The organism is Paenarthrobacter sp. 10L412, assembly GCF_056395565.1.
The window spans coordinates 36,868-63,839 of the sequence record NZ_JBFTJT010000014.1; the positions used below are offsets into that span (position 1 = coordinate 36,868).

A 26,972-nucleotide genomic window follows, 5' to 3' on the forward strand; every position below is an offset into this window, starting at 1 on the left:
CTCCGTCCTGGCCCTCTCGTTCCTGGCTTGTCCTTTGACAGTAATGGTTGACGTTACGTCAAGGTCAAGGGGGTGGATCGGAGGAATCAGTCGGCCAGGATCAGGTACAGCGCGCGGCGGGTTTCATCGAGCTTCTCGATTGCTGCCCTCCGTTGTTCGTCGGTTGCCGCGGCACGGAACTGGTGGACGACCCCCATGAGTTTCCCGATGCTTTGGTGGAACTCCTGCATGTTTCCATCGGCCTCGGCGTTCCAGGCATTGGCGAGCTCTTCCTCGTGCTCGGCAACGTAGGCGCGGCCATCGTCCGTCAACGTGAATTCTGTCCGACGTCCCTCGCCCACAGCTGTGATGAGCTCTTCATCAACCAGCTGCTGGAGCGTGGGGTAAACAGATCCGGGGCTGGGCCGCCATGTTCCGGACGTCTTTTCTGCAATCGTCCTGATGAGCCCATAGCCGTTGGATGGCGACTCGGCCAGCAAAGACAGGATGGCTGCCCTGACGTCGCCGCGGTTTGCCCGCCGCCCGCCACCGGGACCAAAGCCCCTTGGGCCGAAACCGCCCGGGCCGAAGCCCCCGGGTCCGAAACCAGGTCCGAAACCGCCGGGCCCAAAGCCGGGTCCGCCGTGTCCATGCGGGCCGCGGCGGCCCTTGCCCCGATTGAAGCGGCCTCTTCCCTGGCCGTGTTCGGGGAGTCCGGAGCCATGCTCCGGGAAGGTGTTGTCGTGTTCGTGGATGCCTTTCATAACAGCATCGTCCTTTCGGGATAAGTGTTCGCCGAAGGAGCGTCGGCGATAGTTAACGATATATCGGTAACTATCGCGACGTCAAGAGTCTTAAACGCGAAAGCTGCCCCCGCCCAAAGCGGGCAGGGGCAGCAGGAGAGATGCTACGAGAGGGGAGTGACGTAAGCGCCCGAGATGCCGCCATCCACCAGGAAAGTGGAGGCCGTGATGAAGGAAGCGTCGTCACTCGCAAGGAAAGCGACGGCTGCGGCCAGTTCTTCCGGTTCCGCGAAACGTCCCAGAGGAACATGCACCAACCGCCGTGCTGCCTTCTCGGGATCCTTGGCGAAGAGTTCCTTCAGCAGGGGAGTGTTCACCGGTCCCGGGCAGAGGGCGTTGATGCGAATGCCCTGCCGGGCAAACTCGACGCCGAGTTCCCGGCTCATGGACAGGACGCCACCCTTTGAGGCGCTGTAGGAAATCTGGGATGTTGCGGCTCCCATGACAGCCACGAACGATGCCGTGTTGATGATGGATCCCTTGCCCTGCTCCTGCATGTAAGGAATGGCGTACTTGCAGCAGTAGTAGACGGAGGTCAGGTTCACTTCCTGCACCCTGCGCCAGGCGTCGATTCCGGTGTCCAGGATCGAAGCGTCGTCGGCGGGAGAGATGCCCGCGTTGTTGAAGGCGATGTCCACGCTGCCGTACGTCTCCTTGGTCTGGGCGTAGAGGTTGCGGACTTCTTCTTCACTGGTCACGTCTACTTTGACGAACAGGCCACCTACTTCGCTGGCTGCCGCAATCCCGGAGGTCGGTTCGATGTCGGCGATCACGACGTTGGCGCCCTCGGCTGCCATCCGACGCGCTGTGGCCAGACCGATGCCACTGGCACCGCCCGTGATGACTGCGCTGCGGCCGGCGAGACGGTTGGAAACTACTGCTTGCATTGGTGCTCTCCTTTGAAAAAGTGGAAAAAGATCAGGATGACTGGGTGGAAATGAAGACGTTCTTGACCTCGCTGAAGGCGTCAAGGGCGTCTGGGCCGAGCTCGCGGCCAAGGCCGGACTGCTTGAAGCCGCCGAACGGGGTGGAGTACCGGACGGACGAATGGGAGTTCACGGAGAGGTTGCCCGATTCGACTCCCCGGGCAACGCGCAGTGCCCGGTCCACTTTGGACGTCCAAATGGAGCCGGACAATCCGTACTCGGTGTTGTTGGCGATCCGGATAGCATCTGCTTCGTCATCGAATGGGACCACTGCAACAACCGGGCCGAAGATTTCGTCGGTGAAGGACGGTGCCTTCAGATCCGGTGTGAGCACCGTGGGAGGGAACCAGAAGCCCGGTCCTTCCGGCGCCTTCCCCTGGAAGGCGACCGGGGCGCCGTCGGGCACGAAAGCCGAAACCGTGTCCAACTGCTGGGCCGAGATCAGCGGGCCCATGGTGGTGGATGGATTTGCGGGGTCTCCGACACGCATGCCGAGGACCTCTGGTTCCAACAGTTCCAGGAAGCGCTCGTAGACGCTGCGCTGCACGAGGATCCTGGAACGTGCGCAGCAGTCCTGGCCCGCGTTGTCGAAGGCGCCACCCGGAGCGGCGGCCGCAGCCATCTCAAGATCGGCGTCGTCGAAAATGATGTTGGCGCTCTTGCCTCCCAGCTCCAGCGTCACCCGCTTCACCTGGTCCGCGCAGCCTGCCATGATCTGCTTGCCCACCCCGGTTGAGCCGGTGAACACCACCTTCCTGACCGCCGGATGCGTGACGAACCGCTGGCCGACCACGGAACCCTTGCCCGGAATCACTTGGAAGACGCCCTCAGGAAGCCCCGCTTCAAGAGCCAGTTCACCTAGGCGGATGGCAGTCAGCGGTGTCACCTCCGCCGGTTTGAGCACCACAGTATTGCCTGCGGCCAGTGCGGGCGCGAATCCCCATCCTGCAATGGGCATCGGGAAGTTCCAGGGAACAATGATGCCAACAACGCCCAGCGGCTCGTGGAAGGTCATGTTGACGCCGCCTGCCACAGGAATTTGGCGGCCGAAATGACGTTCCGGCGCGGCGGAGTAGTAATTGAGGACGTCGCGGACGTTGCCCGCTTCCCATCGCGCATTGCCAACGGTGTGGCCCGCGTTGCGCACCTCCAGTTGCGCGAGGTTCTCCAGATCATTGTCGACGGCGGCAGCGAACCGTCGCAGCAGCAACGCCCGGTCCGCGGGGGCCACCGCCCGCCACGTCTCGTAGGCGGCGGCTGCCTTGGCAATGGCGGCATCCGTTTCCGCCACGCCAGCGAGCGGAACGGTCTGGATGACCTCCTCGGTGGCCGGATTGATCACATCAAACACTGTTGCTGTCATGCGGGGGACATCGCTTTCATGGTTGCGGTCTGGTCTGAGCGGTAGCCGGCGGCAGCCTCCACAAAGCCGCGGAACAGCCGGAGATCATTGGGGTTGTGTTCCGGATGGAACTGGACGCCAAGAACCCAGCCGTCCCCGGTGGTTTCGATGGCCTGCACCAGGCCATCGGCCGAGCGGGCTGTCACGCGCAGGGTTTCGGGCACGACGTCCAGGGCCTGGTGGTGGTAACACGGCGAAGTGGCGGAAGCACCCAGGAGGTGGTGAATGAGGCTGCCCGGCGTTGTGTCGAATGCCGCCTCACCATAGACACCGGGTGCTGGCTGACTGTTGCTGCCAGGAATGACATCCGGGATGTGCTGGATCAGCGTTCCGCCCAAAACCACGTTGAGAAGCTGCGCTCCCCGGCAAATCGCGAACAGCGGAAGCTCTCTTTCAAGCGCGGCACGGATGAGCGCTGAGTCATGCTTGTCCCGCAGTGGTTGGGACTTGGTGGTGGGATGCGGTGCCTGGCCGTACAGGGAAGGATCGACGTCGGGACCTCCCACCACAATCAGGCCGTCCACCAGGTCCAGCACGGATTCGTCGGTGCCCAGCGGAGGCAGCAGGATCGGTGTTGCTCCGGCTGCGACCACTGCCTCCACGTACGATCCGGGGAGAATCGCCGCCGTCGTATTCCACACTCCCCAGGAGGCGTCCTGGAGGTAACTGGTGAGCGCGATTCTGGGCTTGTACGGTTGCCCGTAAGTTTCAGAGCCGTTCGAAGCCACGGACCCGCTCCCAATCTGTGATGGCGCTGTCGTAGGCGGTGAGCTCCACGTTGGCGGCGTGGACGTAGTGGTCCACAACGTCGTCACCGAAAGCCTTGCGCGCAATGCTGCTCTCGGCCAGGAGGTCCCGCGCGTCCCGCAAGGTAGTGGGCAGCCGTTCCGCGTCAGATTCGTAGGCGTTGCCCTTGGTGATTGCCGGCAACTTGAGATCGTTCTCGATGCCATGGATGACAGCGGCGATCATCGCAGCCACTGCGAGGTAGGGGTTCACGTCGCCGCCGCCCACGCGGTTCTCAGTGCGGAGGCCCCGGCCGTGGCCCACCACGCGGAGTGCGCAGCTGCGGTTATCCAAACCCCAGGCGATCGCTGTGGGCGCGAAGCTGCCCTCTACGAAACGTTTGTAGGAATTGATGTTCGGTGCCAGGAAATAGGCCAGTTCGCGCAGCGCCGCGAGTTGACCGGCCACGAACCGTTCCATCAGGGGACTGAAGCCGTGTTCGCCGTCGCCCGCCAGCACGGGGTTGCCGTCCAGGTCGGTGAGGCTGAAGTGGATGTGGCAGGAGTTGCCTTCACGCTCGTTGAACTTGGACATGAACGTGATGCTCTTGCCGTGCTGGTCGGCGATTTCCTTGGCGCCGTTCTTGTAAAACGTGTGTTTATCGCAGGCGGCGAGGGCCTCATCGAAGCGGAACGTGATTTCCTGCTGCCCGAGGTTGCATTCGCCCTTGGACGACTCGACCACCAAGCCGGCGCCTTCCATGTTGTTGCGGATGGAGCGGATCACTGGTTCCAACCGGGCTGTGGCAAGGAGCGAGTAGTCCACGTTGTACTGGGTCGACGGCGCGAGGCCCGTGTAGTTCTTCTGCCAGGCCTGGTTGTAGGAGTCATCAAACATCAGGAACTCCAGCTCGGTCCCTGCGTGGGCCCGGTAGCCCAGCTTTTCGAGTCGCTCGATCTGGGCTTTCAGGATCTGCCGTGGTGATGCTGCCACCGGCGTCCGGTCCGTCCACAGGACATCGCACTGCACAATGGCTGTGCCTTCAAGCCATGGAACCCGGCGAAGCGTGGAAACGTCCGGCAGCATCACCATGTCCCCGTAGCCCGTTTCCCAGGACGACATCGCGTAACCGTCCACGGTTTGCATTTCAACATCCACGGCGAGGAGGTAGTTACAGCCCTCGGCGCCGTGGTCCAGAACGTCTTCGAGGAAGGAGCGTGCACCGCAGCGCTTGCCTTGGAGGCGTCCCAGGGCGTCGGTGATGGCGACAATGACAGTATCGATTTCGCCGCTTGCAACGGATTCGCGCAGTTCGTCGACGGTGAGCTGCCGGTTCCGGCTGGACTCTTGGATGTGGGAATTCATGATGTCTCCGCAGTGTGGTTCTGTGAGTGGATGTCAGGTTCTGCTGGCTGCTACTTCAGTTCGGCCTCGGCCATGGCGAGTTGGGCGAACTCTTCTTCGGGTGCGCCCGCCACGATCCGGTGCCTGCTGTAGAGCCAGTAGTAGAGAAGGGCAGCGGCAAAAATCGCTGCCGTGATGGAAGCGGCAAAGACGTCGACGACGAACGTCGCCACGACTGCCACGGCGGACAGGACCAGGGCAATCGACGTCGTGACGATTCCGCCCGGCGTCCTGTAGCCGCGTTCCAGGTTGGGTTCCTTCTTGCGAAGGACGATGTGCGAGAGGTTCAGCAGGACGTAGGAAACCGTCGCGCCGAAGACTGCGATGTTGATGAGCAAGGCACCATCCCGCGTCAGGGCAGCCAGCAGGAAGCCCACCGTGCCCGGGACGATCAATGCCCAGTAAGGGGTGCGCCGCGCGCCGGTCAAGGAGAGCCAGCGGGGCAGGTATCCGGCCCGGGACAGGGCGAACAGCTGCCGTGAGTAGGCGTAAATGATGGAGAAGAAGCTGGCCACCAATCCGGCCAGGCCGGCGTAATTGATGAAGTCGGCCAGGAAAGTGTTGCCGCCGTATGCAATCCGTAGTGCTTCAGGAAGGGGGTTGTCGGATTCGCTCATGGCTTGCGAGCCGGCTGCACCCGGGACCAGGACCAGCATGAGTGCGCCGAAGATGACCAGGATAATGACGGCCACAATGATTCCCCGGGGCATGTCCCGCTTGGGATTGGACGTTTCCTCGGCCGCGAGGGGAACGCCCTCCACTGCCAGGAAGAACCAGATCCCGTAGACCAATGCCGCCAGGATGCCGCTGATGCCCATGGGCAGGAAGGCGCTGGAGCCTGCGGATCCATCGGGGACAATATCGAACAAGCGAGTGGAATCGAACTTTGGCAGAAGGCCGACGACGGCGGCGGCCAGGGCGATGGTGGCCACTGCGGTGATGGCGAACATGATCTTCAGGGCTTCGCCGACTCCGCGGATGTGGATTCCGATGAAGATGACGTACGTTACCAGGTAGACCGGCCATGAGTTGGTGAGGCCAAAGAGGCCAAGCGCCTCCACATAGCCGCCGATGAAGGTGGCAATAGCGGCAGGGGCCACCGCGTATTCGATGAGGACCGCCATACCTGTCGCGAATCCACCGAGGGGTCCCAGGGCCCGGCGGGCGAACGCATAGCCAGCCCCCGCCGTCGGGAGCGTTGAAGAAAGTTCAGCGAGTCCGAAAACCATGCACGTGTACATAACGGCCATGAGCAGGAAAGCGATCAGCAGTCCGCCCCAGCCTCCTTGTGCCAGGCCCAGGTTCCAGCCAGCGAAATCGCCGGAAATCACGTAGGCCACGCCGAGTCCCGCGAGGAGAACCCATCCGGCGGCACCCCGTTTGAGGCGCCGGTGCTTCAAATACTCATCCTCGCCGCCGGGCGGCTGGTGCACTGTTTCCATGCGTGTTCCTATCGTCTGAGGAATGCTTCTGGGAAAAGTCGAGCGGGGGATCATTCAGATCCTAAAGGACTGTTTTCAGTCCAAAGTGTGCTTCAAAGTCTGGAGCGTGATTCGCCATGAGTCAAGAGTTTTCTGAAAAACCTGATGACTTGGATCACAATTGAGGGCGTGTCCAATGGTTTTTTTGATGACCTTTATTGGTCAGCGTGGGTAGCATGGAGGCAGCAGCGCCCTGTGAATGGCCTCACTGATTGGCGCAGCCCGCATTCCGTGGAAGGAGATGCCGTGCCGGACTCACCGTTTGGCCCGTCGTTCTCGATGCTGCGCCCAGTCAGGGGCGGCAACGCGTTCGAAGAGACCATCGAACACATCCTGCAGACCATCAAGCTGGGGATCTTCGCTCCCGCCGAAAAACTGCCGCCCGAGCGTGAACTGGCCGAACAACTCGGAGTCTCCCGCGCCACCCTTCGCGATGCCTTGGGGGAGTTGCAGAGTGCCGGCTATTTGGAAGTGCAGCGCGGCCGGTACGGCGGAACGTACGTGTCCACAACTGCAGTCCAGCGCCAGCCGGACCAAGGGCCGCTCGACCCCGCCGAGGTGGAGGACGTCCTGCTCTTCAGGTCCATCATCGAGCCTGCCGCTGCGTCTTTGGCCGCCAAAGCGGACTTGTCCGCGGCTGCCCGGAGGCACCTGCAGGTTTGCCTCTCCGAAGTGAGCGCTTCCCCCGCTGTGGGCTACCGACCCCGTGACGCCCGGTTCCATATCGCAGTCGCCGAATTGTCCGGCTCCGCAAGCTTGGTGGGCGCGGTGGCCGAAACACGATCCAGGCTCAACGAACTCCTGGACCGGATTCCCTTGCTCAGCACCAACCTGGAGCATGCCAACGAACAACACACCGAGATCGCCGAAGCGATTCTGCGCGGCGACGCCCCCGCCGCCGAACGGGCCACCATCGAACACCTGGAAGGAACGGCTTCACTGCTGCGCGGCTTCCTCGCCTGACGTTCTCTCACATCCAACGGGATTTTGGCGATCCTTCTCTCACGTCCAACGGGTTTTTGGCGATCGTTCTCTCAGGTCCGACGCCGGCCGGGTCGAATCACAGCCAGATCGAATCGCGGCGCAATATGGTTGAGCCTTTGTCATGCGGCTGACTAGTGTTGGACACATGCGCGAACTCCAGGCCAAGATCATCGAGGAAATGGGCGTCCAGCCCCGGATCAACCCCCAAGAGGAGGTCCGCAAACGGGTTACGTTCCTGAAGGAATACGTGAAAGCCACGGGCACGAACGGCTTTGTGCTGGGCATTTCCGGGGGACTTGACTCCACTCTTGCCGGCCGATTGGCGCAGCTGGCTGTCGAGGAACTGGAAGCTGAAGGCGTCAACGCGAACTTCGTCGCGGTCCGGCTCCCCTACGGTATCCAGCACGACGAAGACGACGCCCAGGCGGCCTTGGACTTCGTCAAGGCCAAGACCGAACGGACCTTCAACATCTCCCGCGCAGTGGACGGGTTCGAGGAAGAGTTCGAGAAAACCACCGGCGCTGAAATCTCCGACTTCCACAAAGGCAACACCAAGGCCCGCGCACGCATGGTTGCCCAGTATGCAATCGCCGGCGAACACAATTACTTGGTGGTCGGCACAGACCACGGCGCCGAGTCCGTCACGGGCTTCTTCACTAAATATGGCGACGGCGGTGCGGACATCCTGCCGCTGTTCGGTCTGAACAAGCGCCAGAACCGCGAGCTCCTTGCCGAGCTGGGCGCTTCCGCGCGACTTTGGCAGAAGGTTCCCACGGCTGACCTGCTGGACGACAAGCCGGGCCGTACCGATGAAGACGAGCTCGGAGTCACGTACGACCAGATCGACGACTACCTTGAAGGCCGCGAAGTTCCCGACGGCGTCGCTGAAATCATTGAGCAGAAGTACCTCCGTACGCGCCACAAGCGCACTGTGCCGGTCACCATCTTCGACATGTGGTGGAAGTAGCCCTCCAGGTTCCTCTCGCACATCCAACGGGCTTTTAGGGATCGTTCTTTCACATCCAGCGGGCTTTTAGGGATCGTTCTTTCACATCCAGCGGGTGTTTGGCGATTGTTCTCTCACGTCCCACCGAGCTTCGACGAGTATCGCGGTGACCGAAGCCAGCTTGGGTCAGCCTTTGCTGGATCCCATTGCTCCTGGCCGCCCTGCGCCACAGGGTGAACGAGGCGTCGGGAGACCTTCAGCGTCCGGTATGGCCACGCCATTGAATGTTTGGCTGTCTCCGCTTCAATGGACTGGTAGAAGTCCTCTACTTTTGCTTCATGGCAAAGAAGGCGCTGAGTTCACCGCGAGCTCCCCGGCGATCTGTTTCACCGGCCTGCCAGGGACAAAACGAGTCGCATCGCCTCGCTTGAGGAAAGCCGGATCGTATCTTCGCCTGAACGTTGTCTGACGCGAAGCTCCCATCATGCCTTCTCAGAAGTATCTTCGCGGCCGCACCGCCCGACGTCGAGCCTTAGCGCATGGCGGCCATCTCGCCGCCGCGCAGCACGTGAGAGAGGGATCCCCAAAAAGGGCCGCGGGACGTGAGAGAGGGATCCCCAAAAAGGCCGCGGGACGTGAGAGAGGGATCCCTTAAAGCCCGCAGGATGTGAGAGAACGATCCCAAAAAGGCGACCGGACGTGCGAGAACAACCGCCCAGAACGCGCAGGATGTGAGAGAACGATCCCCAAAACGCGCGGACTTAGGCCGGGACCGGACCCGTGGAGCCTCGGACTGTGAGGTGGGTGGGCATGACTGCCAGGCGACGGGTGGAACCGGCGTGCAGCGGATCCAATTGGGCGAGCAGCATGGAGACTGCCACGCGTCCGGCCTGCTCAATGGGCGAGGCAATCGTGGTCAGGGGCGGGTTGCAGAAGTCCGCGCCGAAGATATCGTCGCAGCCCACGATGCTCATATCCTCAGGGACGCGGATGCCCCGCTCGCGAAGCCGCTGCAGCATGCCGATGGCCAGGAGGTCGTTGAAGACGATGCAGGCGGTGGCGCCTGTGCGAGCCGCAGCGTCGGCAGCTGCCGCGCCTGATGTCGTCTTGGGAGTGAAGGGGCCGACGTGGGAGGTGGTCAGTCCCCGTTCACGGCTTTCCTCTTCGAACGTCTTCCAGCGCTTGGCGTTGGACCATGACGACGCCGGTCCGCCGACGTAGCAGATCTTGGAATGTCCCAGTGAGGTGAGGTGTTCCAGGGCCTGAACCACGGCGCCGGGCGTGTCGATCATCACTGTGGGGGCGTTGGCCGAGGACCTGTTGATCGTGACGATGGCCTGTGTGGAGGCTGCTTCGAGTATTTGCGCATCCGTGAGGCGGGAGGCAGCCAGGATGAAACCGTCTGCCGTCCGCTGCATTTTGCGCAGGGTATCGGCTTCCATCTCAGCGGACTCTTCCGTGTCCACGAGTAGCTGGGTATAGCCGGCGGCTTTTAGCTGGTTCTGGGTGCCCCGGATGATGTCGAAGTAGAAGGGGTTGGTGACGTCGGGCACCAGGAGGGCGATGGCGTTGGTCCGCCCGGAACTGAGCCCTCGCGCTTGGGAGCTGGGCACGTAATTCAGCGAGGCTGCCGCTTGCTCAACGCGCTCGCGGGTCACGCGGTTCACCCTGCCCGGATTGGACAATGCCCGGGACACGGTTGAGGTTGCGACTCCCGCTAGTTCCGCAACGTCACGGATGGTGGGAGGTGCCGCCGTCGCACGGGCTTTTGCATCTGCCATGTGGCAATTGCAGCACTTTTGGCAACTTTTGGCAAACGCTTGCCGCATTGATTGCCAACTCCCTAGACTCGTCAACGAAGCCCCTGTGACGCACGACACCACACCTGCGGGCTTGGTATCCAAGGAGGAAACAATGAGGTTTGCACCATCAGCGAAGCTGGCCGCCGTCATCGCTACGGCTGCGCTGGCTTTGACGGCCTGCGGGGGAAGCAGCAGCAGTTCCGAAAGCTCCGGAGGTGCCGTGGATGGGACCGGCAAGAAACTGAGCGTCCTGGTCGCCGTCAGTAGCCAGTACCCCGAGCAGCAGAAGGCATGGTTCAAGGACATTGCGGCCAAGTTCAAGGCAAAGACGGGCGCCGATGTTGAATTTGAGACGTTCGCATCCGCCAATGACGAACTGACCCGGATCCAAACGTCCGTGGTTTCCGGCCAGGGCCCTGACGTCTACAGCCTGGGCACCACCTTCACGCCCACCGCATACGCAACCAAAGCCTTCGTGACTCTCTCCGACGATGACTGGAAGAAGGTAGGCGGCAAAGACCGTTTCAACCAGGCTGCACTGGGCATCTCCGGCCCGGACCCTGAGCACCGGGCGGGCATTCCCTTCGTCAGCCGTCCCTTCGTCATGGCGTACAACAAGGACATCCTCGCGGCTGCAGGCATTGATAAGCCGGCCACCACGTGGGACGAACTCGCCGAGCAAGCCAAGAAGATGACCAACGCCGGCACGGGCACCTTCGGCCTCGCCACCGGCTACAAGGACAACTTCGACCCGTGGAAGTTCATTTGGGCGATGTCCGTCCAGGCCGGAAACCCCTTGGTGGATGGCGACAAGCTGAAGATGGACGATCCCACCGTCAAGAAAGCCTACGAGACCTACTTCGGCTGGCTGACCAAAGACAAAGTAGTGGATCCGGCTGCGATTGGCTGGAGCAACAGCAACGCTGTAGCTGCGTTCGCCTCGGGCAAGGCCGGCTACCTGATGATGACGACGTCGAGTTCAATCCCCACCCTGGACAAGTCCGCTGTCGCAGGCAAATACGCGTACTCCATCATGCCCACTACAGCACCGGGTGAAACTTCTCCCAAGGGCGACGGCGACAAAGCGGCCAGCATCCTCTCCGGCGACAACGTGGTGGTGGCGGACTACTCACAGCAGAAGGACCTGGCGTTCGCATACGTCGAGCTCATTACGTCAAAGGATGAGCAGTTGAACTACCAGAAGATCTTCGGGGACCTCCCGGCGAACGCTGACGCATTGGCATCGCTGGCAGACCCGAAGCTCCAGCCGATTGCCGATGCCGCGGGCAAGTCGAAGGCGACCCCCTTCACCGGCGCCTGGGGCGACATCCAGCTGGGCCTCCTGAACGTCACGGTTCAGTCCATTCCGGAGCTGGCCAAGGGCGCTGTGGACGACGCAGCCTTGGAGCAGCGGCTCAAGGATGCCCAGGCAAAGGGACAAGCATCCCTCGACCGGGCTGCGAAGTCCTAGGCAGGATCTCCCATGTCCACTGATTCCTTCAGGGAAATGAAGGCCGCGACGGGCCCGGCTGCCGAAGGGCAGCTGGCCCGGACGGGCACAACAGCCCAAGCGTCCGACGGCGGCACGTCACCGAACGCCGGCACGGGTATTATCCAGCCAGTTGGACGCGGGAAGAAACCCGTCCGCAGGAAGGGTTTGAGCGAGCGCAACCGCCCCTTGTGGATGTTGATCCCCGGCGGGCTCCTGATGTTCATCATCATTGTCCTGCCGCTGTTCCTTGGCATCTACATGTCCGCCCTCAACCTGGACCAGTATTCGCTCCGCAAGTGGGTCAGCGCACCGTTTATCGGCGTCGGGAATTTTGTGGAGGCCTTGACCGACTCGCCGCTGCTTCACTCGGTGTGGTTGAGCGTCAGCTACTCGCTGATCGCCATGATTGTCACGCTGCCGCTGGGTATTGCCGCGGCGGTGGCAACCCAGAACTCGTTCAAGGGCCGCGCGGTGATCCGATCGATCTTCCTGATCCCTTACGTGCTGCCGTCGTTCGTGGTCGCCACTGTGTGGCGCACAATGTTCCAGCCCAATGGCGTGGTGGACTCCGCCTTGGGAACGTTCGGGGTGGATGCCGGGCTTTGGCTTAACGGGCCGCAGACCTATTGGACACTGATCCTGGTCCAGATCTGGGCTTCGTGGCCGTTCATCTATCTCCTGGCACTTTCGGGCTTGCAGTCCGTGGACCATGAAGTCCATGAGGCCTCTGCCCTGGATGGTGCGTTGTGGTGGAACAAGCTGCGCTACGTCATCTTTCCGTACCTCAAGGGACCCCTCGCGCTGGCGTTCCTGATCGGCATGCTGCACCACATCAACAATTTCACGCTTCCGTTCGTGCTGTTCGGTGTTCCGGCTCCCGCCGACGTCGAGGTCCTTCCGATCCTCACGTACGTGACCAGCTTCCAGAGCTTCCGCTTCGGCCTCAGCGCCGCCATGGCGTTTGTTTCCCTGGTGCTGATAGCCATTCCGTTGTTCATCTACCTGCGCGCCGTCAAGCTGGACGACGCCGAGACGCCTGGAGGCAAGAAGTGAGCGCATCAACCACCTCCGTCCGCGGCACGGCCAGCCGCGGCACGTCGACAACCACGTTCCGGCCCGGCTCAAAACGGCAACATGAAGTAACCCGTCTCCTGCCCGTGCCCATGCTGGCGATTATCCTCACCGTTCTGTGTGCGATCGTCCTCATCCCTGTCGCCTACATTTTCCTGGCTTCGGTCAACTCGGATATCGGCGTGGCCAATGGCGAGTTCTGGCCGTCCACGTTTTCCGTGGAGAACTACACCAAGATCTGGTCCAGCGTCGGGCTGGCCAAGGGCCTGACCAACAGCGTCCTCGTGGCCGGAGCCACGGCCGTGGTGTCCGCGGGGATGTCCGTTTCCATCGCCTACGTGCTGGTCAGGTATCAGTTCCGTGGGCGGCTCAGCATCCTCCGTGGCCTGTTGGCGCTGCAGTCCGTGCCCGGCACGCTCATGGTCCTGCCGGTGTTCGTTCTCTTCTCGTCAGCGGCCAGCTACCTCGGCGTCCAGGTCATCGGCACCCAGTGGGGCCTGTTCATTACCTACCTCACCTTCGCCATGCCGTTCTCAACCTGGGTGATGGTCACCTACCTGCGTGGCTTGCCGCGCGAACTGGAAGAGGCTGCAAGGATCGACGGCGCCAGTAACCTTGGCGTCCTGGTCCGCATCATCCTTCCCCTCAGCTGGCCCGGAATCGTGGTCTCGGGCATCTTCGCCTTCCTGCTCGGATGGAACGATGTCCTGTTCGCCTCGGTCATGACCCGCCCCGATAGCCAGACAGCCGCCGTCGCACTGCAGATCTTCGGAGCTTCCCAGGAAGGCGGAGCAATCCCGTTGTACGGCCAGATGATGGCAGCTTCGCTCGTCTGCGCAGCACCAGTGGTGATCCTGTACCTGATTTTCCAGCGTTACCTAGTGGGCGGACTTACCGCCGGAGGAGTCAAATAGCAATGACCGGTTCAGCAACAGTCGAATGGACGCTTTCGGGCTTCGGTGACGAAATCGACGACGACCCCGTGCTGCAGATCGCGGTACTTCAAGCCTTGGGCGCCAACCACATAGAGGTCCGCAGCGCGTGGGGTACCAACATCGTGGACCTCAATGCCGAGCAACTTGGCAAGCTCAAAAAACTTCTGGATTCAGCGGGCATGGGAGTCTCGGCCATCGCCTCGCCCATCGGCAAAGTGGATGTCACGCTGCCTGTGGAACACGAGGTGGAGCGACTCCGGCGGGCGGTCAACGCAGCGCACGTCCTCGGTGCCCGTTACATCCGGATCTTCTCCTTCTACTACGGCGAGGACGTGGCAGTGGACAGCATCCGTGAGGACGTCATCGAGCGGATGCGTGCCCTTGCTGACGTGGCCGAAGAAGCCGGCGTTGTCCTGCTTCATGAAAACGAGAAGGACATTTTCGGGGACACCCCGGACCGGGTCCTGGACATCATCGAATCTGTTGCCTCGCCGGCCTTGAAGGTGGCATGGGATCCGGCCAACTTCGTGCAGGTGGGCGTTAAACCCTTTGACGAGGGCTACGCCAAGCTCCGTCCCCACCTGGAGTACCTGCAGGTCAAGGACGCGCGGTTCGCCGACGGCGTGGTGGTTCCTGCGGGAGAGGGCGACGGCGATGTGTTGCGGACCGTTGAGGCGTTGAAATCCGATGGCTTCGTGGGATTCGCGAGCCTCGAACCGCACTTGGCAGGCGCCCACGGACTGGGCGGCTTCTCTGGTCCCACAGCTTTCGGGATGGCCGCGCGGGCGTTTGCAAAAGTCGTGAATGAAGCAGGAGTGGAAACCAAGTGAGCACAGAAACAAAGAAACCGGTTATCAATGTCGCCATCGCCGGCTGCGGCACCATTGGCCGCACACACGCAGCAGCAGTCGGAGAATTGCCCGAGCTTCGCGTTACGGCACTGGTGGATGAAATCCCGGAAGCCGCAGATGCACTGGCCCAAGAGATCGAGGACGGCGGGTCCACCAAACCAGCCATGTTCCGGACTCTGGGCGAAGCGTTCGCGGGAGCCGACGTCGATCTCGTCATCATCGCTACCCCGAGTGGGCTTCACATCCAGCAGGCGCTGGAAGTCCTCGAAGTTGGCAAGCACGTTGTCATCGAAAAGCCGCTCGACGTGAACCTGGACCGGGCCGACGAGATTATTGCCGCTGCCAAGGCTGCCGAAGCCAAAGGACTCGTGGCGAGCGTCATCAGCCAACACCGCTTTGACCCCGCGAGCGTTGTGGTGGACCAGGCCCGACGGGCAGGTCGCTTTGGCCGGCTGACCTCCGCCATTGCTTCCGTTAGCTGGTATCGCAGCCAGGGCTATTACGATTCCGGTGCCTGGCGTGGCACCTGGGCCATGGACGGCGGGGGTGCCGTGATGAACCAGGGCGTCCACACCGTGGACCTGCTCCTGTGGTTCCTTGGACGGCCCGTGGAAATCAGCGCCAAGACCGCGCTCCTGGCGCACACGGATCTGGAAGTGGAGGACACAGCCGTCGCAACCCTCACCTTCGAGTCCGGCGCGCTCGCCGTCCTGCACGCAACAACGGCTGCCTACCCGGGCCTGACAGTCCGGCTGCAGGTCATGGGAAGCAAGGGTTCCGCCGTGATCGACAACGACAACCTCGAGTACTTCCACGCCGCTGGCTCGGATGCAGAGACGGAAAGCGGACCGATGGGCCTTCGTGGCGCCGGCAACCAGGCCGAAGAGGAGTTGGCCAAATTCCCTGAACCCCCACAGCAGACGAACTTGGACCCCACGGTCTACCCCGCCGGCCATATTCGCCAGTATCGCGATGTTGTGGAGGCCATCCACGAGGGCCGTCCCGCAGGAGTCACTGTCCAGGACGCCGTCACTGCCCTGGCCACTGTCCGTGCGCTGTACGTCTCGGCAACCCTCGGCCGCCCGGTCCTGATCGCCGATGTGATGGCTGGCAAATACAACGACGTTGAAGTGCGCACCGGCAACGGTCACTTCGAGGAGGTTACGGCATGAAATTCTCCGTCTTCACGGCCTCGACGCCGGATTGGACTCCGCAGCAAGCCGTGACAGAACTGTCGGCCCAGGGCTGGCACGGCATCGAATGGCGTGTCACAGACCAGGCCGACGCCCCGGAACCCGGTTTCTGGGCTGGAAACAGAGCAACCTGGCCCATGACTGGCCTTGAGGACTCGCTCCGGGAGATCGCGCGGCTCACCTCCGAGGCCGGACTCGAGTACTCCGGCTTGGGCGGCTACGCACGATGCGACGATCACGACGGCGTCGAAAGGGTTCTCGCGGCGACAGCCGCCTTGGGCGCCCGCCAAGTCAGGGTCAATGTGCTGCCGCTGGGCAACTCAACCATGGGCGGGCAGGAGCCGAGCGGGTTGTCCTACCCGGAGCTTTTCGACGCGACGCGTGAGCACTATGAATGGGTTGCCGGGAGGGCTGCGCACCACGGTGTCAAAGCGCTCGTCGAGTTGCACCACGGCACGGTGACAGCCTCGGCGTCATCGGCGCGCAGGCTCCTTGAGGGCCTTGATCCGAATCATGTGGGGGTCATCCATGACCTCGGCAACCTGTTGATCGAAGGCTGGGAATCTCCGCTGCCGGCACTGGAATTGCTGGGCCCATACCTGGCACACGTCCATGTGAAGAATGCCCGTTGGGTCCGCACTGATGAGCGTGACGAGGCCGGGGCGGCGGTGTGGGTGAACGAGTGGGCTCCACTCACCGAGGGGCAGGGGAGCGTCCTGGCCTACTTCAAGGCCTTGGCCGAGGTGGGCTATGACGCGTGGGTGACTGTGGAGGACTTCTCCACCGACCTTCCACTGGCCGAGCGCACAGCGGGCAACCTGGACTTCCTCCGCCGCACCGCCGAACTCGCAGGATTGTCCGTCAACGCAAGCCTTCCCGCAGGCTCCCTCTCGAAAGGCTGACCCATGACCGAGTCGCTTGCCACCCATCCGGACCGGCTGTTGCCAGCGGACCCCGGAACTCGTGCGATAGCCCGCACGTTGCTGGCCCGGGTCCAGGACCTGCCCATCATCTCCCCGCACGGACACGTTGATGCCGCAGTGATCGAGCACAACACCCCGTTCCCGGATCCGGCCGCATTGCTTGTTACTCCGGACCACTACGTCACCCGGCTCATCCACGCTTCCGGCGTACCGTTGGAACAGCTCCAGCCGGGCGCCGGGGCGCGGGAAGTCTGGCGGCTTTTCTGCGAATCCTGGCCTCTTTTTGACGGCACGGCTTCCGGATACTGGCTGCGGACCCAGTTCGAGACAGTCTTTGCGCTGCCGGGCGATTTGAGTGCTGACACGGCCGATGCCACCTTCGATGCCATCTCGGCAAAGCTCGCCGAGCCGGGATTCCGACCCCGCGAGCTCTTCAAAGAGTTCAATATCGAAGTACTTGCCACCACCGACGACCCCCTGGACAACCTCGCAAGTCACCGTGCGCTTGCGGCTGATCCTTCATTCCATGGACGGGTCCTGCCAACGTTCCGCCCGGATGCGTACCTGAATATCGCCCATCCGTCGTGGGGAGCCAACGTTGAGCGGCTCATTGAAACAGCGTCCGACGGCGGCACCGGCTACCGCGGATACCTCGCCGCTCTGGAAAACCGCCGTCGCTATTTTGTGGAGCATGGCGCCGTCTCAGCGGACCACGGCGTCCGCACCCCGGCCACCCTCAAACTGGATGGTGCAGAGGCCGAACGGCTGTTCGAACGAGCCCGGTCCGGCCAGGCAACGGCAGCGGATCGCGACGTTTTCGAAGCGCACATGATGTACCAGATGGCGAGGATGTCCGTGGAGGACGGCCTCGTCATGACAATCCATCCAGGTTCCTTCCGAAACCACCATCAGCCCACATTCGAGGCGTTCGGCGCCGACACCGGCCACGATATCCCCGTCGCGACGAACTACACGGAGGCCATCCGGCCGCTGCTGCAGGACTTCGGGACAGCGAAGGACTTCCATCTGGTGCTGTTTACCTTGGACGAGACGGTCTTCTCCCGCGAACTCGCACCGCTTGCCGGCTTCTACCCATCCGTTTACATCGGTGCTCCGTGGTGGTTCCTGGACGCGCCGGATGCCATGCTCCGTTTCCGGTCGGCAGTTACGGAGACCGCCGGCTTCTCAAGGTCTTCGGGATTCATTGATGACACCCGCGCGTTCTGCTCCATCCCCGCCAGGCATGATGCCTCACGCCGGATCGAAGCTTCCTTCCTGGCGCGGCTCGTTGCCGAGCACCGCATCAGCGAGGATCGCGCGCACGAGCTGATTGTCGACGTCGTCGATTCCTCACCACGAAGGGTGTTCAAACTGTGAGTGTCGAGCAGAACCGGTCCGCGGAACTCCCGCGGCTCAACCGTACCGTGAGGCCCGTGCCCAAACCGCCGGTCCGCATGGTGCATCTGGGCCTTGGCGCGTTCCACCGCTCGCACCAGGCCTGGTACACGCAGCATGCCGGCGATTCTGCGGAATGGGGGATCGCGGCCTTCAGTGGTCGCCGCCCCGATGCCGCAGCAGTTCTGGCGGAACAGGACGGCCTGTTCACCGTGGTGGAGCGGTCAGGCACCGGCGACTCGTTCGAGATCATCGGGAGCATCGCGGAGGCGGTGGACGGGGCCGACGTCGGACGCTTGGCGGAGTTGGTGGCGGGACCGGACACTGCCGTTGTCACTCTTACCATCACTGAGGCCGCATACGCAGCGGTTGGTTCCGACATGGATCACAACTCGACGCCGTTGGCCCGCTTGGTGACCGCCCTCGCCGCCCGCCGGGACGCTGGGATGGGACCACTCGCCGTCGTGAGCTGCGACAATCTCGCCCATAACGGAACCGTAGCCCGGCAGGCTGTTGGCGCCCTGGCTCGTGCGAAGGATGAGGCCCTTGCGGCATGGATCGAATCCAACGTCAGCTTTGTCAGTACCTCAGTTGACCGCATCACACCGCGGACCACGGGGGAAGATGTTGCCGTAGTCGGCGAACAGTGCGGTTATCGGGACCAAGCTGCCGTGGTTACTGAGCCCTTCCATAACTGGATCCTCAGTGGCGGCTTTCCGGCTGGCCGGCCTCGCTGGGAAGACGCTGGAGCAGTCTTCGTGGAGGACATTGAGCCCTACGAGAACCGGAAGCTCTGGTTGCTGAACGGTGCCCACTCGATCCTGGCCTATGCCGGACAGCTCAGGAGCCACTCAACAGTGGCTGAGGCACTGTCCGACCCCGTGTGCAAGGATGCCGTAGAGGCATTCTGGAATGAAGCGGCGCGGCACCTTCCCGGTGATGCGCTGGGGATTCCGAAATATCGCCGGGCGCTGTTGGAACGTTTCGGAAATGCCCGGATCGCCCACCATCTTTCCCAGATTGCCATGGACGGGACCACCAAGCTTCGCATGCGGGCTTTGCCGGTCCTTGACGCCGAACGTGCTGCCGGACGATCGGGAGATGGGGCCGCGCGGATGATCGCAGCCTGGATCGCATACTTGTCCTCCACAGATGACTTCCAGGACCCGCTCGCCTCTGGGATCAAGGAAGCCAAAACGCTCGACGGCGAACACCGCACTGCAGCGCTGCTGGCACTTGTCAGCCCTGAGCTCGCCACGCATCCTGCTCTCGTTGCACAGATTCACCGGCTCCAGGACCCTCTGGCCGCCACCATCTCCCACGCTTAATATCCATCGAAAGGATCCCTCGACCATGAAAATCATTGCCGCTGAAGTCTTCGTGACCAGCCCCTCCCGGAACTTCGTCACCCTGCGCATCACCACGGAGGACGGTGTAACGGGCATCGGCGACGCGACGCTCAACGGCCGGGAACTCGCCGTCGCAGCCTACCTCAAAGAGCATGTGGCGCAGCTGTTGATCGGAAAGGATCCGCACCGGATCGAGGACACCTGGCAGTTCCTGTACCGCAGCTCCTACTGGCGCCGTGGGCCGGTGACCATGGCCGCGATTGCTGCCGTGGACATGGCGTTGTGGGACATCAAGGGCAAGGTGGCCGGGATGCCCGTCTACCAGTTGCTCGGTGGCGCTTCCCGTAACGGGCTGCGTGCCTACGGGCATGCCTCGGGTTCGGACATCCCCTCGTTGTTCGACTCCGTTCGCGAGCACCTGGAGCTGGGTTACAAGTCCATCCGGATCCAGACCGCGGTCCCAGGCATCAAGGCTGTGTATGGTGTGGCAGCGCAAGCCCAGGCCTCCGGTGAACGCTACGATTACGAGCCTGCCGGCCGTGGCAATTTCCCGCTGGAGGAGGACTGGGACACCCGGGCATACCTGCGCCATTTGCCCACTGTTTTCGAGGCCGTGCGCAATGAGTTCGGCCCGGAAATTCCGCTGCTGCACGACGGCCACCATCGCATGACACCCATTCAGGCAGCCAAGCTTGGCAAGGCACTGGAGCCCTATGACCTGTTCTGGTTGGAGGACTGCACACCGGCCGAGAACCAGGAAGGGCTGCGCCTGGTCCGCCAGCACACCACCACGCCGCTGGCCATCGGCGAAATCTTCAACACTGTGTGGGACTACCAGACGCTCATCAAGGAACAGTTGATCGACTACGTCCGCGCGGCCTCTACCCACTTTGGCGGCATCTCGCCGTTGAAGAAGGTCATGGACTTCGCCGCGCAGTACCAGATCAAGTCCGGCTTCCACGGACCTACGGACATCTCCCCGGTGGGCTTCGCTGCCCAGTTGCACGTTGGCTTGGCCATCCACAATTACGGCATCCAGGAATACATGCAGCACTCGGACAAGACCAACGAGGTCTTCCAGCAGTCCATGACGTTCAAGGACGGCTACCTGCACCCCGGAGACGAGCCCGGCATCGGCGTGGAATTCAACGAAGAAGCAGCTGCCGCCTTCCCGTACCAGCAGGCATACCTGCCGTACAACCGGCTCGTGGACGGCACGGTCCATGACTGGTAAATCCGGTTCTGCGGCACGAGGCGCCCATCCGCACATTGTGGTGATGGGCGTGGCCGGCTGCGGCAAAAGCACTGTCGGCGCAGCCATCGCTGAGCGGCTCGGAGCCGAATTCCTCGACGGTGACACGCTGCACCCACAATCGAACATCGACAAAATGGCCTCGGGTACTCCGCTGAACGATGAGGACCGCGCACCTTGGCTGGCCGAAATCGGGAGGCGATTCACGGCGTCGAACTCTGCTCTTGTGATTGCCTGCAGCGCGCTCAAGCGCGCCTACCGGGACATCATCCGCAGCGGCGATCCGTCCGTGGTGTTCGTGCACCTGCACGGGACGTGGGAGTTGTTGGATGAACGCATGAAAGCACGTCCGGGACACTTCATGCCAGCCTCGCTGCTGGATTCGCAACTCGCAACGCTTGAGCCGTTGCAAACCGATGAGGCCGGCTTGGTAGTGGACATCGATCAACCCGTGGAGAAGATCGTGAACGGGGTAGTCGCAGCCCTCGAAGGAGCCCGGTCCTAGTCCGATGCCATGGAAGCCCGGCACTGCCCACAAGGCGGTGCCGGGCTCTTCCTTTTGGTCCCGAAAGCATGAAATGGGAAAGTGTGAACGCTAACAACGTTGTAAATCAAGACTTCCGGATGAGGTTCCTACCTGCAATCATTTTGTGATCCAATCCACTTGACCGACGGTATTGTTAGCGTTCACAATGGCAGTCGTATCACCTTGAAGTAGCCTGTGCCGCCCCCAGCGCACAGGCCTACCCAGCTTCACCGTGCCGGACGCACAGATGCTCCGGCTGCATCAGAGTTCGCGGCAATGCTGCCGCGGAAGGAGAGCATCGTGAGATTAAAGAAACTCCTGGGCGCCGTAGCGGTTGTCCTTACCTTGACCGTGGGAGCCACGGGCTGCGGTAGCCGTGGAGGAGCTGCAGAATCCAGCAGCACCGCCAAGCCCAGCGATTCGCTGGTCGGCATTTCGATGCCGACGCAGACGTCCGAGCGTTGGATTGCCGATGGCGCCAACGTTGAGAAGTCCTTGAAGGACCTTGGTTACAAGACTGACCTTCAGTTCGCCAACGATGACATCCCTACGCAGGTCTCCCAGATTGAGAACATGCTGACCAAGGGCGCCAAGGCCCTGATCATCGCAGCAATTGATGGCACCACGCTGACCGACGTCCTGGCGAAGGCCAAGGAACAGAACGTCAAGGTCATCGCCTACGACCGCCTCATCAACGGAACACCGAACGTTGATTACTACACCACCTTCGACAACTACACCGTGGGAGTCCAGCAGGCTACGTCACTGCTCACCGGCCTTGGCCTGGTGGACGCAAGTGGCAAGAAGGTTGATGGCAAGGGCCCGTTCAACGTGGAGCTCTTCGCCGGAAGCCCGGATGACAACAACGCCAACTTCTTCTGGACTGGCGCCATGGACACCCTCAAGCCCTACCTGGATGCAGGCACCCTGAAGGTTCCCAGCGGCCAGACCAAGTTCGAGCAGGCAGCCATCCTGCGCTGGCAGGCACCCGTTGCCCAGAAGCGCATGGAAGACATCCTGACCTCGGCTTACAGCTCCGGCACCAAGCTGGACGGCGTGCTCTCCCCGTATGACGGCCTCTCCATCGGCATCATCTCGGCCCTGACCAGCACTGGTGGCTACTCCACCGGAAAGCTGCCGGTAGTTACCGGCCAGGACGCCGAGAAGGGCTCCGTGAAGTCCATCATCGCCGGCGAGCAGTACTCCACGATCTTCAAGGACACCCGCCAGCTCGGCGCGCAGGCCGTGAAGATGGTTGACGCCGTGCTCAAGGGCAACGAGCCGGAAACCAACGACACCAAGACCTACAACAACAAGGTCAAGGTTGTTCCGGCCTTCCTCCTGAAGTCCGTCATCATCACCAAGGACAACTACAAGAAGGAACTCATCGACTCGGGCTACTACAAGGAATCCGACGTCAAGTAAGCATTTCCTTCGGGTTGTGGTCCCGCTTCCAAAGCGGGGCGGGGCCACAACCCACCATGAGCCGGCCGAATCCCCGGCCAGGCAAAGTTTCCAACCAGTCAGTGGGAATTGACGATGAACGTACCCATTCTTCAAATGCGAGGAATAACCAAGACCTTCCCCGGGGTCAAGGCCCTTCAGGACGTCACCCTGGATGTAAACCGCGGCGAAGTCCACGCCATCTGTGGAGAGAACGGCGCCGGGAAATCCACCCTGATGAAGGTGTTGTCCGGGGTGTACCCGCACAACTCCTTTGACGGCGACATTCTTTTTGAGAACGAACCCTGCGAGTTCAACAGCATCTCGGACAGCGAGAAGCGCGGGATCGTGATCATCCACCAGGAGCTGGCCCTTAGCCCGTACCTTTCCATCGCTGAGAACATTTACCTCGGCAACGAGCTGGCAAACAACGGCTGGGTGGATTGGCGGAAAACCAACCTCGAAGCCGCCAAGCTGCTTGCCCGTGTAGGTCTGAGCGAAAACCCCGTCACACCCATCCAGCACATCAGTGTTGGCAAGCAGCAGCTGGTGGAGATTGCCAAGGCACTCTCCAAAGAGGTGAAGCTCCTCATCCTGGACGAGCCAACCGCTGCGCTGAACGATGAAGACTCGGACCACCTGCTGGACCTCATCCTGCACCTCAAAGGCCAGGGCGTCACCAGCATCATCATCAGCCACAAACTCAACGAGATCCGCAAGGTGGCTGACGCCGTCACGATCATCCGCGATGGCAAGTCCATTGAGACCCTGCGGCTGGACCAGGGCCAGATCACCCAGGAACGCATCATCCGCGGCATGGTGGGACGTGACCTTGAAAGCCTCTATCCGGACCGGACCCCGAACATCGGCGAGGAAGTCCTCCGTATTGAAGACTGGACCGTTCAGCATCCCCAGGACCACAGCCGCACCGTGGTGCACAATGCCAACCTGAATGTCCGCAAGGGCGAAGTGGTGGGCTTGGCCGGCCTTATGGGCGCGGGCCGCACCGAGTTGGCCATGAGCGTGTTCGGCCGGACGTACGGACGCGCCGTTTCGGGCAAGGTCTACAAGTACGGCGAAGAGATCAACACTTCCACCGTTTCCGACGCGATCGATCATGGCATTGCCTACGCCACCGAGGACCGCAAGCACTATGGCCTGAACCTGATCGAGGACATCAAACGGAACATCTCCATGGCAGCGCTGAGCAAGCTGGCCAAACGCGGGTGGGTTGATGGCAACAAAGAAACCACCGTTGCCAACCACTACCGGAAGAGCATGAACATCAAGGCGCCGTCCGTGGCAGCCATCACTGGCAAGCTCTCCGGCGGTAACCAGCAAAAAGTCGTGCTGAGCAAGTGGATGTTCTCGGATCCGGACGTGCTGATCCTGGACGAACCAACCCGGGGCATCGACGTCGGCGCCAAGTTCGAGATCTACACGATCATCAACGAACTCGCAGCCGCTGGGAAAGCCGTAATCGTGATCTCCTCGGAGCTGCCTGAGCTCCTGGGCATTTGCGACAGGATCTACACGCTGTCCGCAGGGCACATCACCGGCGAGGTTCCCATCGCCGAGGCCACCCAGGAAACCCTCATGCACTTCATGACTCAAGAGAAGGAATAGCCAACATGTCCGCCCTACGAGAATCCCTTGGCTTCCTCACAAGCCGCCTCCGCCAGGTTGGCATCTTCGTCGCCCTGATCCTGATCGTTATCCTCTTCCAGGTCCTGACCAACGGCATCCTGCTTGAACCGCAGAACGTCAGCAACCTGGTGGTCCAGAACAGCTACATCCTGATCCTTGCCATTGGCATGGTGATGGTCATCATCGCCGGCCACATCGACCTCTCCGTCGGATCAATCGCCGGGTTCATCGGTGCCGTTGCCGGTGTGATGATCGTGCACTGGGGCTGGGCGTGGTGGCTGGCCATCCCGGCTTGCCTTCTGGTAGGTGCCTTGGTGGGTGCCTGGCAGGGTTACTGGATTGCCTATGTGGGCATTCCCGCCTTCATCGTCACCCTGGCCGGCATGCTCATCTTCCGCGGCCTGACGCTCATCACCCTGAAGAACCAGCAGATCACCCCGTTCCCCAACGAGTTGCGGGCGCTCGGTGGAGGCTTCCTCCCCGATATCTCCGGCGGCACATCCGTACTGGAATGGCTGACAGTCATCCTGGGCGTTGGCGGCACGGCAGCCATCCTCTTCCAAGCCATCAAGGAACGTCGGGTCCGGCGCAAGTTCAACCTTGAGAACGAGCCGATGGCATGGTTTGCCGTCAAGAACGGCTTCATTGCCGTGCTGATGCTCATCATCACGTTCCTGCTGGCCAGCTACCGTGGAACGCCGATTGTGCTGATCGTGCTGGCAGTCCTCGTGATCCTGTACTCGGCATTGATGAACAACAGCATCTTCGGGCGCCACACCTACGCCATTGGTGGCAATCTGCATGCAGCAGAGCTCTCCGGCATCAAGACCAAGAAGGTAACCTTCCGGCTGTTCGTCAACATGGGCGTCCTCGCCGCATTGGCCGGCCTGGTGTTCACGGCACGACTGAACTCTGCCCAGCCTGCTGGCGGTACCGGCTTTGAACTGGACTCCATTGCTGCCGCCTTCATCGGTGGCGCGGCCGTCCAAGGCGGCATCGGTACCGTTGCGGGAGCGATGATCGGTGGCCTCATCATGGGCGTCCTGAACAACGGTATGTCCATCCTTGGCCTGGGAACCGATTACCAGCAGCTGATCAAGGGCCTGGTTCTCCTCCTTGCGGTCGGCTTCGACATCTTCAACAAGAACCGGACCGGTGCTGGTGGAGGATCCTCAATCAGCCGCCGCTTCAAGTGGAAGACCACGCCTCCGGCAACCGAAGCTACGAAGCCTGCCACGACTGAACCTGTGCGGGTAGACGCCAAGTAGCAAAAGTCCTTGGGATTGGCCCGCATCCTGCTCCGAGCTGAGCTGTCCTGCTCAGAGTGAGGAGCCGGATGCGGGCCAATCCTGCCATACGAATCCATAAAGTGAGGTGCGGATGTCTCCCGGGGCAACACCGAGCAGGCCACCCGTCATGGGGGATGTAGCCAAGTTGGCCGGGGTCTCGCACCAGACCGTTTCCCGTGTCCTGAATAACCACCCCAACGTGAGCGGGAAGACCAAGGAACGCGTGGAATCGGCCATCGCCAGCCTTGGATACCGGCGCAACACGGCTGCTCGCAGCTTGGTGACGCGGCGGTCCCGGACCATAGGCGTGCTGGCCTGCGAAACCGGCCAGTACGGACCCGCCAATACCTTGCTGGGAGTCGAACAGGCGGGCCGGGAAGCAGGCTATTTCGTCAGCATCGCCAACCTCCGCGAAGTGACCGCCGACAGCATCAACGACGCCGTCGCCCATTTTCGCAACCAGTCAGTGGAGGGGGTGGTTATCCTTGTTCCGCATCCGGATGTTCTGGCTGCCCTCCGTGACGTCGCCGTACCGTTTCCCATGGTGGCCGTGGGCGCAGGAACCGGGAACCAACTGACGGGTGCTTCACTGAACCAGCGTTTGGGAGCTCGGTTGGCTGTGGAACATCTCATCGGGCTCGGACACCGCCACATCGGACACATTTCCGGTCCGCCCCACTGGATTGACGCGGCTGAGCGCATCAAGGGATGGCAGGAGGCACTCGGCAACGCCGGCTTGGAGGCCCACGTTCTTCTCCAAGGGGGATGGGATGCCGCCTCGGGATACGAAGCAGGCCTGGCGCTCATTGAACAGCGCAAACTCGACGATCAGCCCACCGTCACCGCCGTCTTTGTCGCGAACGACCAAATGGCTGTGGGAGTCCTTCGCGCCCTCCAGGAAGCAGGGTTGCGGGTCCCGGAAGACATCAGCGTGGTGGGTTATGACGATCAGCCTGAAGCTGCGTTCTTCCTGCCGCCACTGACCACCATCAAGCAGGACTTTGAAGAACTCGGCCGCCGTTGCATGTCCGCAGTGCTCCAGCAGTTGGAAAGCGAAGCAGGCAACGAGGAGCAGATCGTAAATCCCCGGCTGGTTGTCCGCTCCACTACTGCTGCCCCTGCGCTTCGTTCAGCTCCGTCGCCACTAAACTAG

At 61.9% G+C, this 26,972-nt stretch carries 23 protein-coding genes; 16 read left to right on the plus strand and 7 right to left on the minus strand.

All coding sequences use genetic code 11. The features are described 5' to 3' along the window. Positions 1-86: 86 nt before the first annotated feature. The 6 genes from AC1DD7_RS18890 to eat all read right to left on the minus strand — a co-directional run bounded on the left by AC1DD7_RS18890 (position 87) and on the right by eat (position 6,682). Positions 87-743 carry a PadR family transcriptional regulator gene (locus AC1DD7_RS18890; protein WP_477516147.1) on the minus strand — a complete coding sequence of 219 codons (657 nt, stop codon included), beginning with the start codon at positions 741-743 and terminating at the stop codon, positions 87-89. A gap of 143 nt (positions 744-886) precedes the next feature. Continuing rightward, a complete protein-coding gene (locus AC1DD7_RS18895) occupies positions 887-1,669 on the minus strand; it encodes a 3-oxoacyl-ACP reductase (RefSeq protein ID WP_280626356.1) in 783 nt (260 codons plus the stop codon). Positions 1,670-1,700: 31 nt separating this feature from the next. After that, entirely contained in the window at positions 1,701-3,071 is a 1,371-nt protein-coding gene (locus AC1DD7_RS18900) for an aldehyde dehydrogenase family protein (protein WP_477516148.1), read from the minus strand. Next, positions 3,068-3,838 carry a gamma-glutamyl-gamma-aminobutyrate hydrolase family protein gene (locus AC1DD7_RS18905; RefSeq protein WP_477516149.1) on the minus strand — a complete coding sequence of 257 codons (771 nt, stop codon included), beginning with the start codon at positions 3,836-3,838 and terminating at the stop codon, positions 3,068-3,070. Before AC1DD7_RS18905 ends, AC1DD7_RS18900 begins: the two co-directional genes overlap by 4 nt. Next, positions 3,819-5,201: a glutamine synthetase family protein gene (locus AC1DD7_RS18910; RefSeq protein ID WP_477516150.1), complete on the minus strand. Its 1,383-nt coding sequence runs from the start codon at positions 5,199-5,201 to the stop codon at positions 3,819-3,821. Before AC1DD7_RS18910 ends, AC1DD7_RS18905 begins: the two co-directional genes overlap by 20 nt. 50 nt (positions 5,202-5,251) lie before the next feature. Beyond that, positions 5,252-6,682, minus strand: a complete 1,431-nt coding sequence (gene eat / locus AC1DD7_RS18915; protein WP_477516151.1) for an ethanolamine permease — start codon at positions 6,680-6,682, stop codon at positions 5,252-5,254. Positions 6,683-6,967: 285 nt separating this feature from the next. Between eat and AC1DD7_RS18920 the strand changes: the two genes are divergently transcribed. After that, on the plus strand, positions 6,968-7,684 hold the full coding sequence (locus AC1DD7_RS18920) for a FadR/GntR family transcriptional regulator (protein ID WP_477516152.1): 717 nt from the start codon (positions 6,968-6,970) through the stop codon (positions 7,682-7,684). 166 nt (positions 7,685-7,850) lie between these two features. After that, a complete protein-coding gene (gene nadE / locus AC1DD7_RS18925; protein ID WP_477516153.1) occupies positions 7,851-8,672 on the plus strand; it encodes an ammonia-dependent NAD(+) synthetase in 822 nt (273 codons plus the stop codon). Between the two features lie 740 nt (positions 8,673-9,412). Here the strand turns inward: nadE and AC1DD7_RS18930 are convergent. Then, positions 9,413-10,432 carry a LacI family DNA-binding transcriptional regulator gene (locus AC1DD7_RS18930; protein ID WP_477516154.1) on the minus strand — a complete coding sequence of 340 codons (1,020 nt, stop codon included), beginning with the start codon at positions 10,430-10,432 and terminating at the stop codon, positions 9,413-9,415. A 133-nt stretch (positions 10,433-10,565) separates the two neighbouring features. Here AC1DD7_RS18930 and AC1DD7_RS18935 point away from each other — a divergent pair, with 133 nt between their 5' ends. From AC1DD7_RS18935 to AC1DD7_RS19000, 14 genes are all read left to right on the plus strand, one after another. Continuing rightward, the gene (locus AC1DD7_RS18935; protein WP_477516155.1) at positions 10,566-11,924 is read left to right on the plus strand and encodes an ABC transporter substrate-binding protein; all 1,359 of its coding nucleotides are present in this window, start codon (positions 10,566-10,568) and stop codon (positions 11,922-11,924) included. 12 nt (positions 11,925-11,936) lie between these two features. Next, positions 11,937-12,998, plus strand: coding sequence for a carbohydrate ABC transporter permease (locus tag AC1DD7_RS18940; protein WP_477516156.1), 1,062 nt, complete (start codon positions 11,937-11,939; stop codon positions 12,996-12,998). Next, positions 12,995-13,930, plus strand: a complete 936-nt coding sequence (locus AC1DD7_RS18945; protein WP_477516157.1) for a carbohydrate ABC transporter permease — start codon at positions 12,995-12,997, stop codon at positions 13,928-13,930. The genes AC1DD7_RS18940 and AC1DD7_RS18945 overlap by 4 nt, the downstream gene beginning before the upstream one ends. 2 nt (positions 13,931-13,932) lie before the next feature. After that, positions 13,933-14,781 (plus strand): sugar phosphate isomerase/epimerase family protein, encoded by an 849-nt coding sequence (locus AC1DD7_RS18950; protein WP_477516158.1) that lies wholly within the window; start codon positions 13,933-13,935, stop codon positions 14,779-14,781. Next, complete coding sequence (locus tag AC1DD7_RS18955) at positions 14,778-15,974, plus strand: Gfo/Idh/MocA family protein (protein ID WP_477516159.1); 1,197 nt, start codon at positions 14,778-14,780, stop codon at positions 15,972-15,974. The genes AC1DD7_RS18950 and AC1DD7_RS18955 overlap by 4 nt, the downstream gene beginning before the upstream one ends. Next, on the plus strand, positions 15,971-16,897 hold the full coding sequence (locus tag AC1DD7_RS18960; protein ID WP_477516160.1) for a sugar phosphate isomerase/epimerase family protein: 927 nt from the start codon (positions 15,971-15,973) through the stop codon (positions 16,895-16,897). The genes AC1DD7_RS18955 and AC1DD7_RS18960 overlap by 4 nt, the downstream gene beginning before the upstream one ends. Positions 16,898-16,900: 3 nt before the next feature. Beyond that, positions 16,901-18,295, plus strand: coding sequence for a glucuronate isomerase (gene uxaC / locus AC1DD7_RS18965; protein WP_477516161.1), 1,395 nt, complete (start codon positions 16,901-16,903; stop codon positions 18,293-18,295). 77 nt (positions 18,296-18,372) lie between these two features. Beyond that, entirely contained in the window at positions 18,373-19,641 is a 1,269-nt protein-coding gene (locus AC1DD7_RS18970) for a mannitol dehydrogenase family protein (RefSeq protein WP_477516217.1), read from the plus strand. Positions 19,642-19,666: 25 nt separating this feature from the next. Further along, positions 19,667-20,896 carry a D-mannonate dehydratase ManD gene (gene manD / locus AC1DD7_RS18975; RefSeq protein ID WP_224093992.1) on the plus strand — a complete coding sequence of 410 codons (1,230 nt, stop codon included), beginning with the start codon at positions 19,667-19,669 and terminating at the stop codon, positions 20,894-20,896. After that, positions 20,886-21,419 (plus strand): gluconokinase, encoded by a 534-nt coding sequence (locus tag AC1DD7_RS18980; protein WP_477516162.1) that lies wholly within the window; start codon positions 20,886-20,888, stop codon positions 21,417-21,419. The genes manD and AC1DD7_RS18980 overlap by 11 nt, the downstream gene beginning before the upstream one ends. 321 nt (positions 21,420-21,740) lie before the next feature. Continuing rightward, positions 21,741-22,865 (plus strand): multiple monosaccharide ABC transporter substrate-binding protein, encoded by a 1,125-nt coding sequence (chvE, locus tag AC1DD7_RS18985; protein WP_224093994.1) that lies wholly within the window; start codon positions 21,741-21,743, stop codon positions 22,863-22,865. Positions 22,866-22,979: 114 nt separating this feature from the next. Further along, a complete protein-coding gene (gene mmsA, locus AC1DD7_RS18990; RefSeq protein WP_477516163.1) occupies positions 22,980-24,509 on the plus strand; it encodes a multiple monosaccharide ABC transporter ATP-binding protein in 1,530 nt (509 codons plus the stop codon). A gap of 5 nt (positions 24,510-24,514) precedes the next feature. Further along, positions 24,515-25,798: a multiple monosaccharide ABC transporter permease gene (mmsB, locus tag AC1DD7_RS18995; RefSeq protein ID WP_431117900.1), complete on the plus strand. Its 1,284-nt coding sequence runs from the start codon at positions 24,515-24,517 to the stop codon at positions 25,796-25,798. 148 nt (positions 25,799-25,946) lie between these two features. Next, positions 25,947-26,972 (plus strand): LacI family DNA-binding transcriptional regulator, encoded by a 1,026-nt coding sequence (locus AC1DD7_RS19000; protein WP_477516164.1) that lies wholly within the window; start codon positions 25,947-25,949, stop codon positions 26,970-26,972.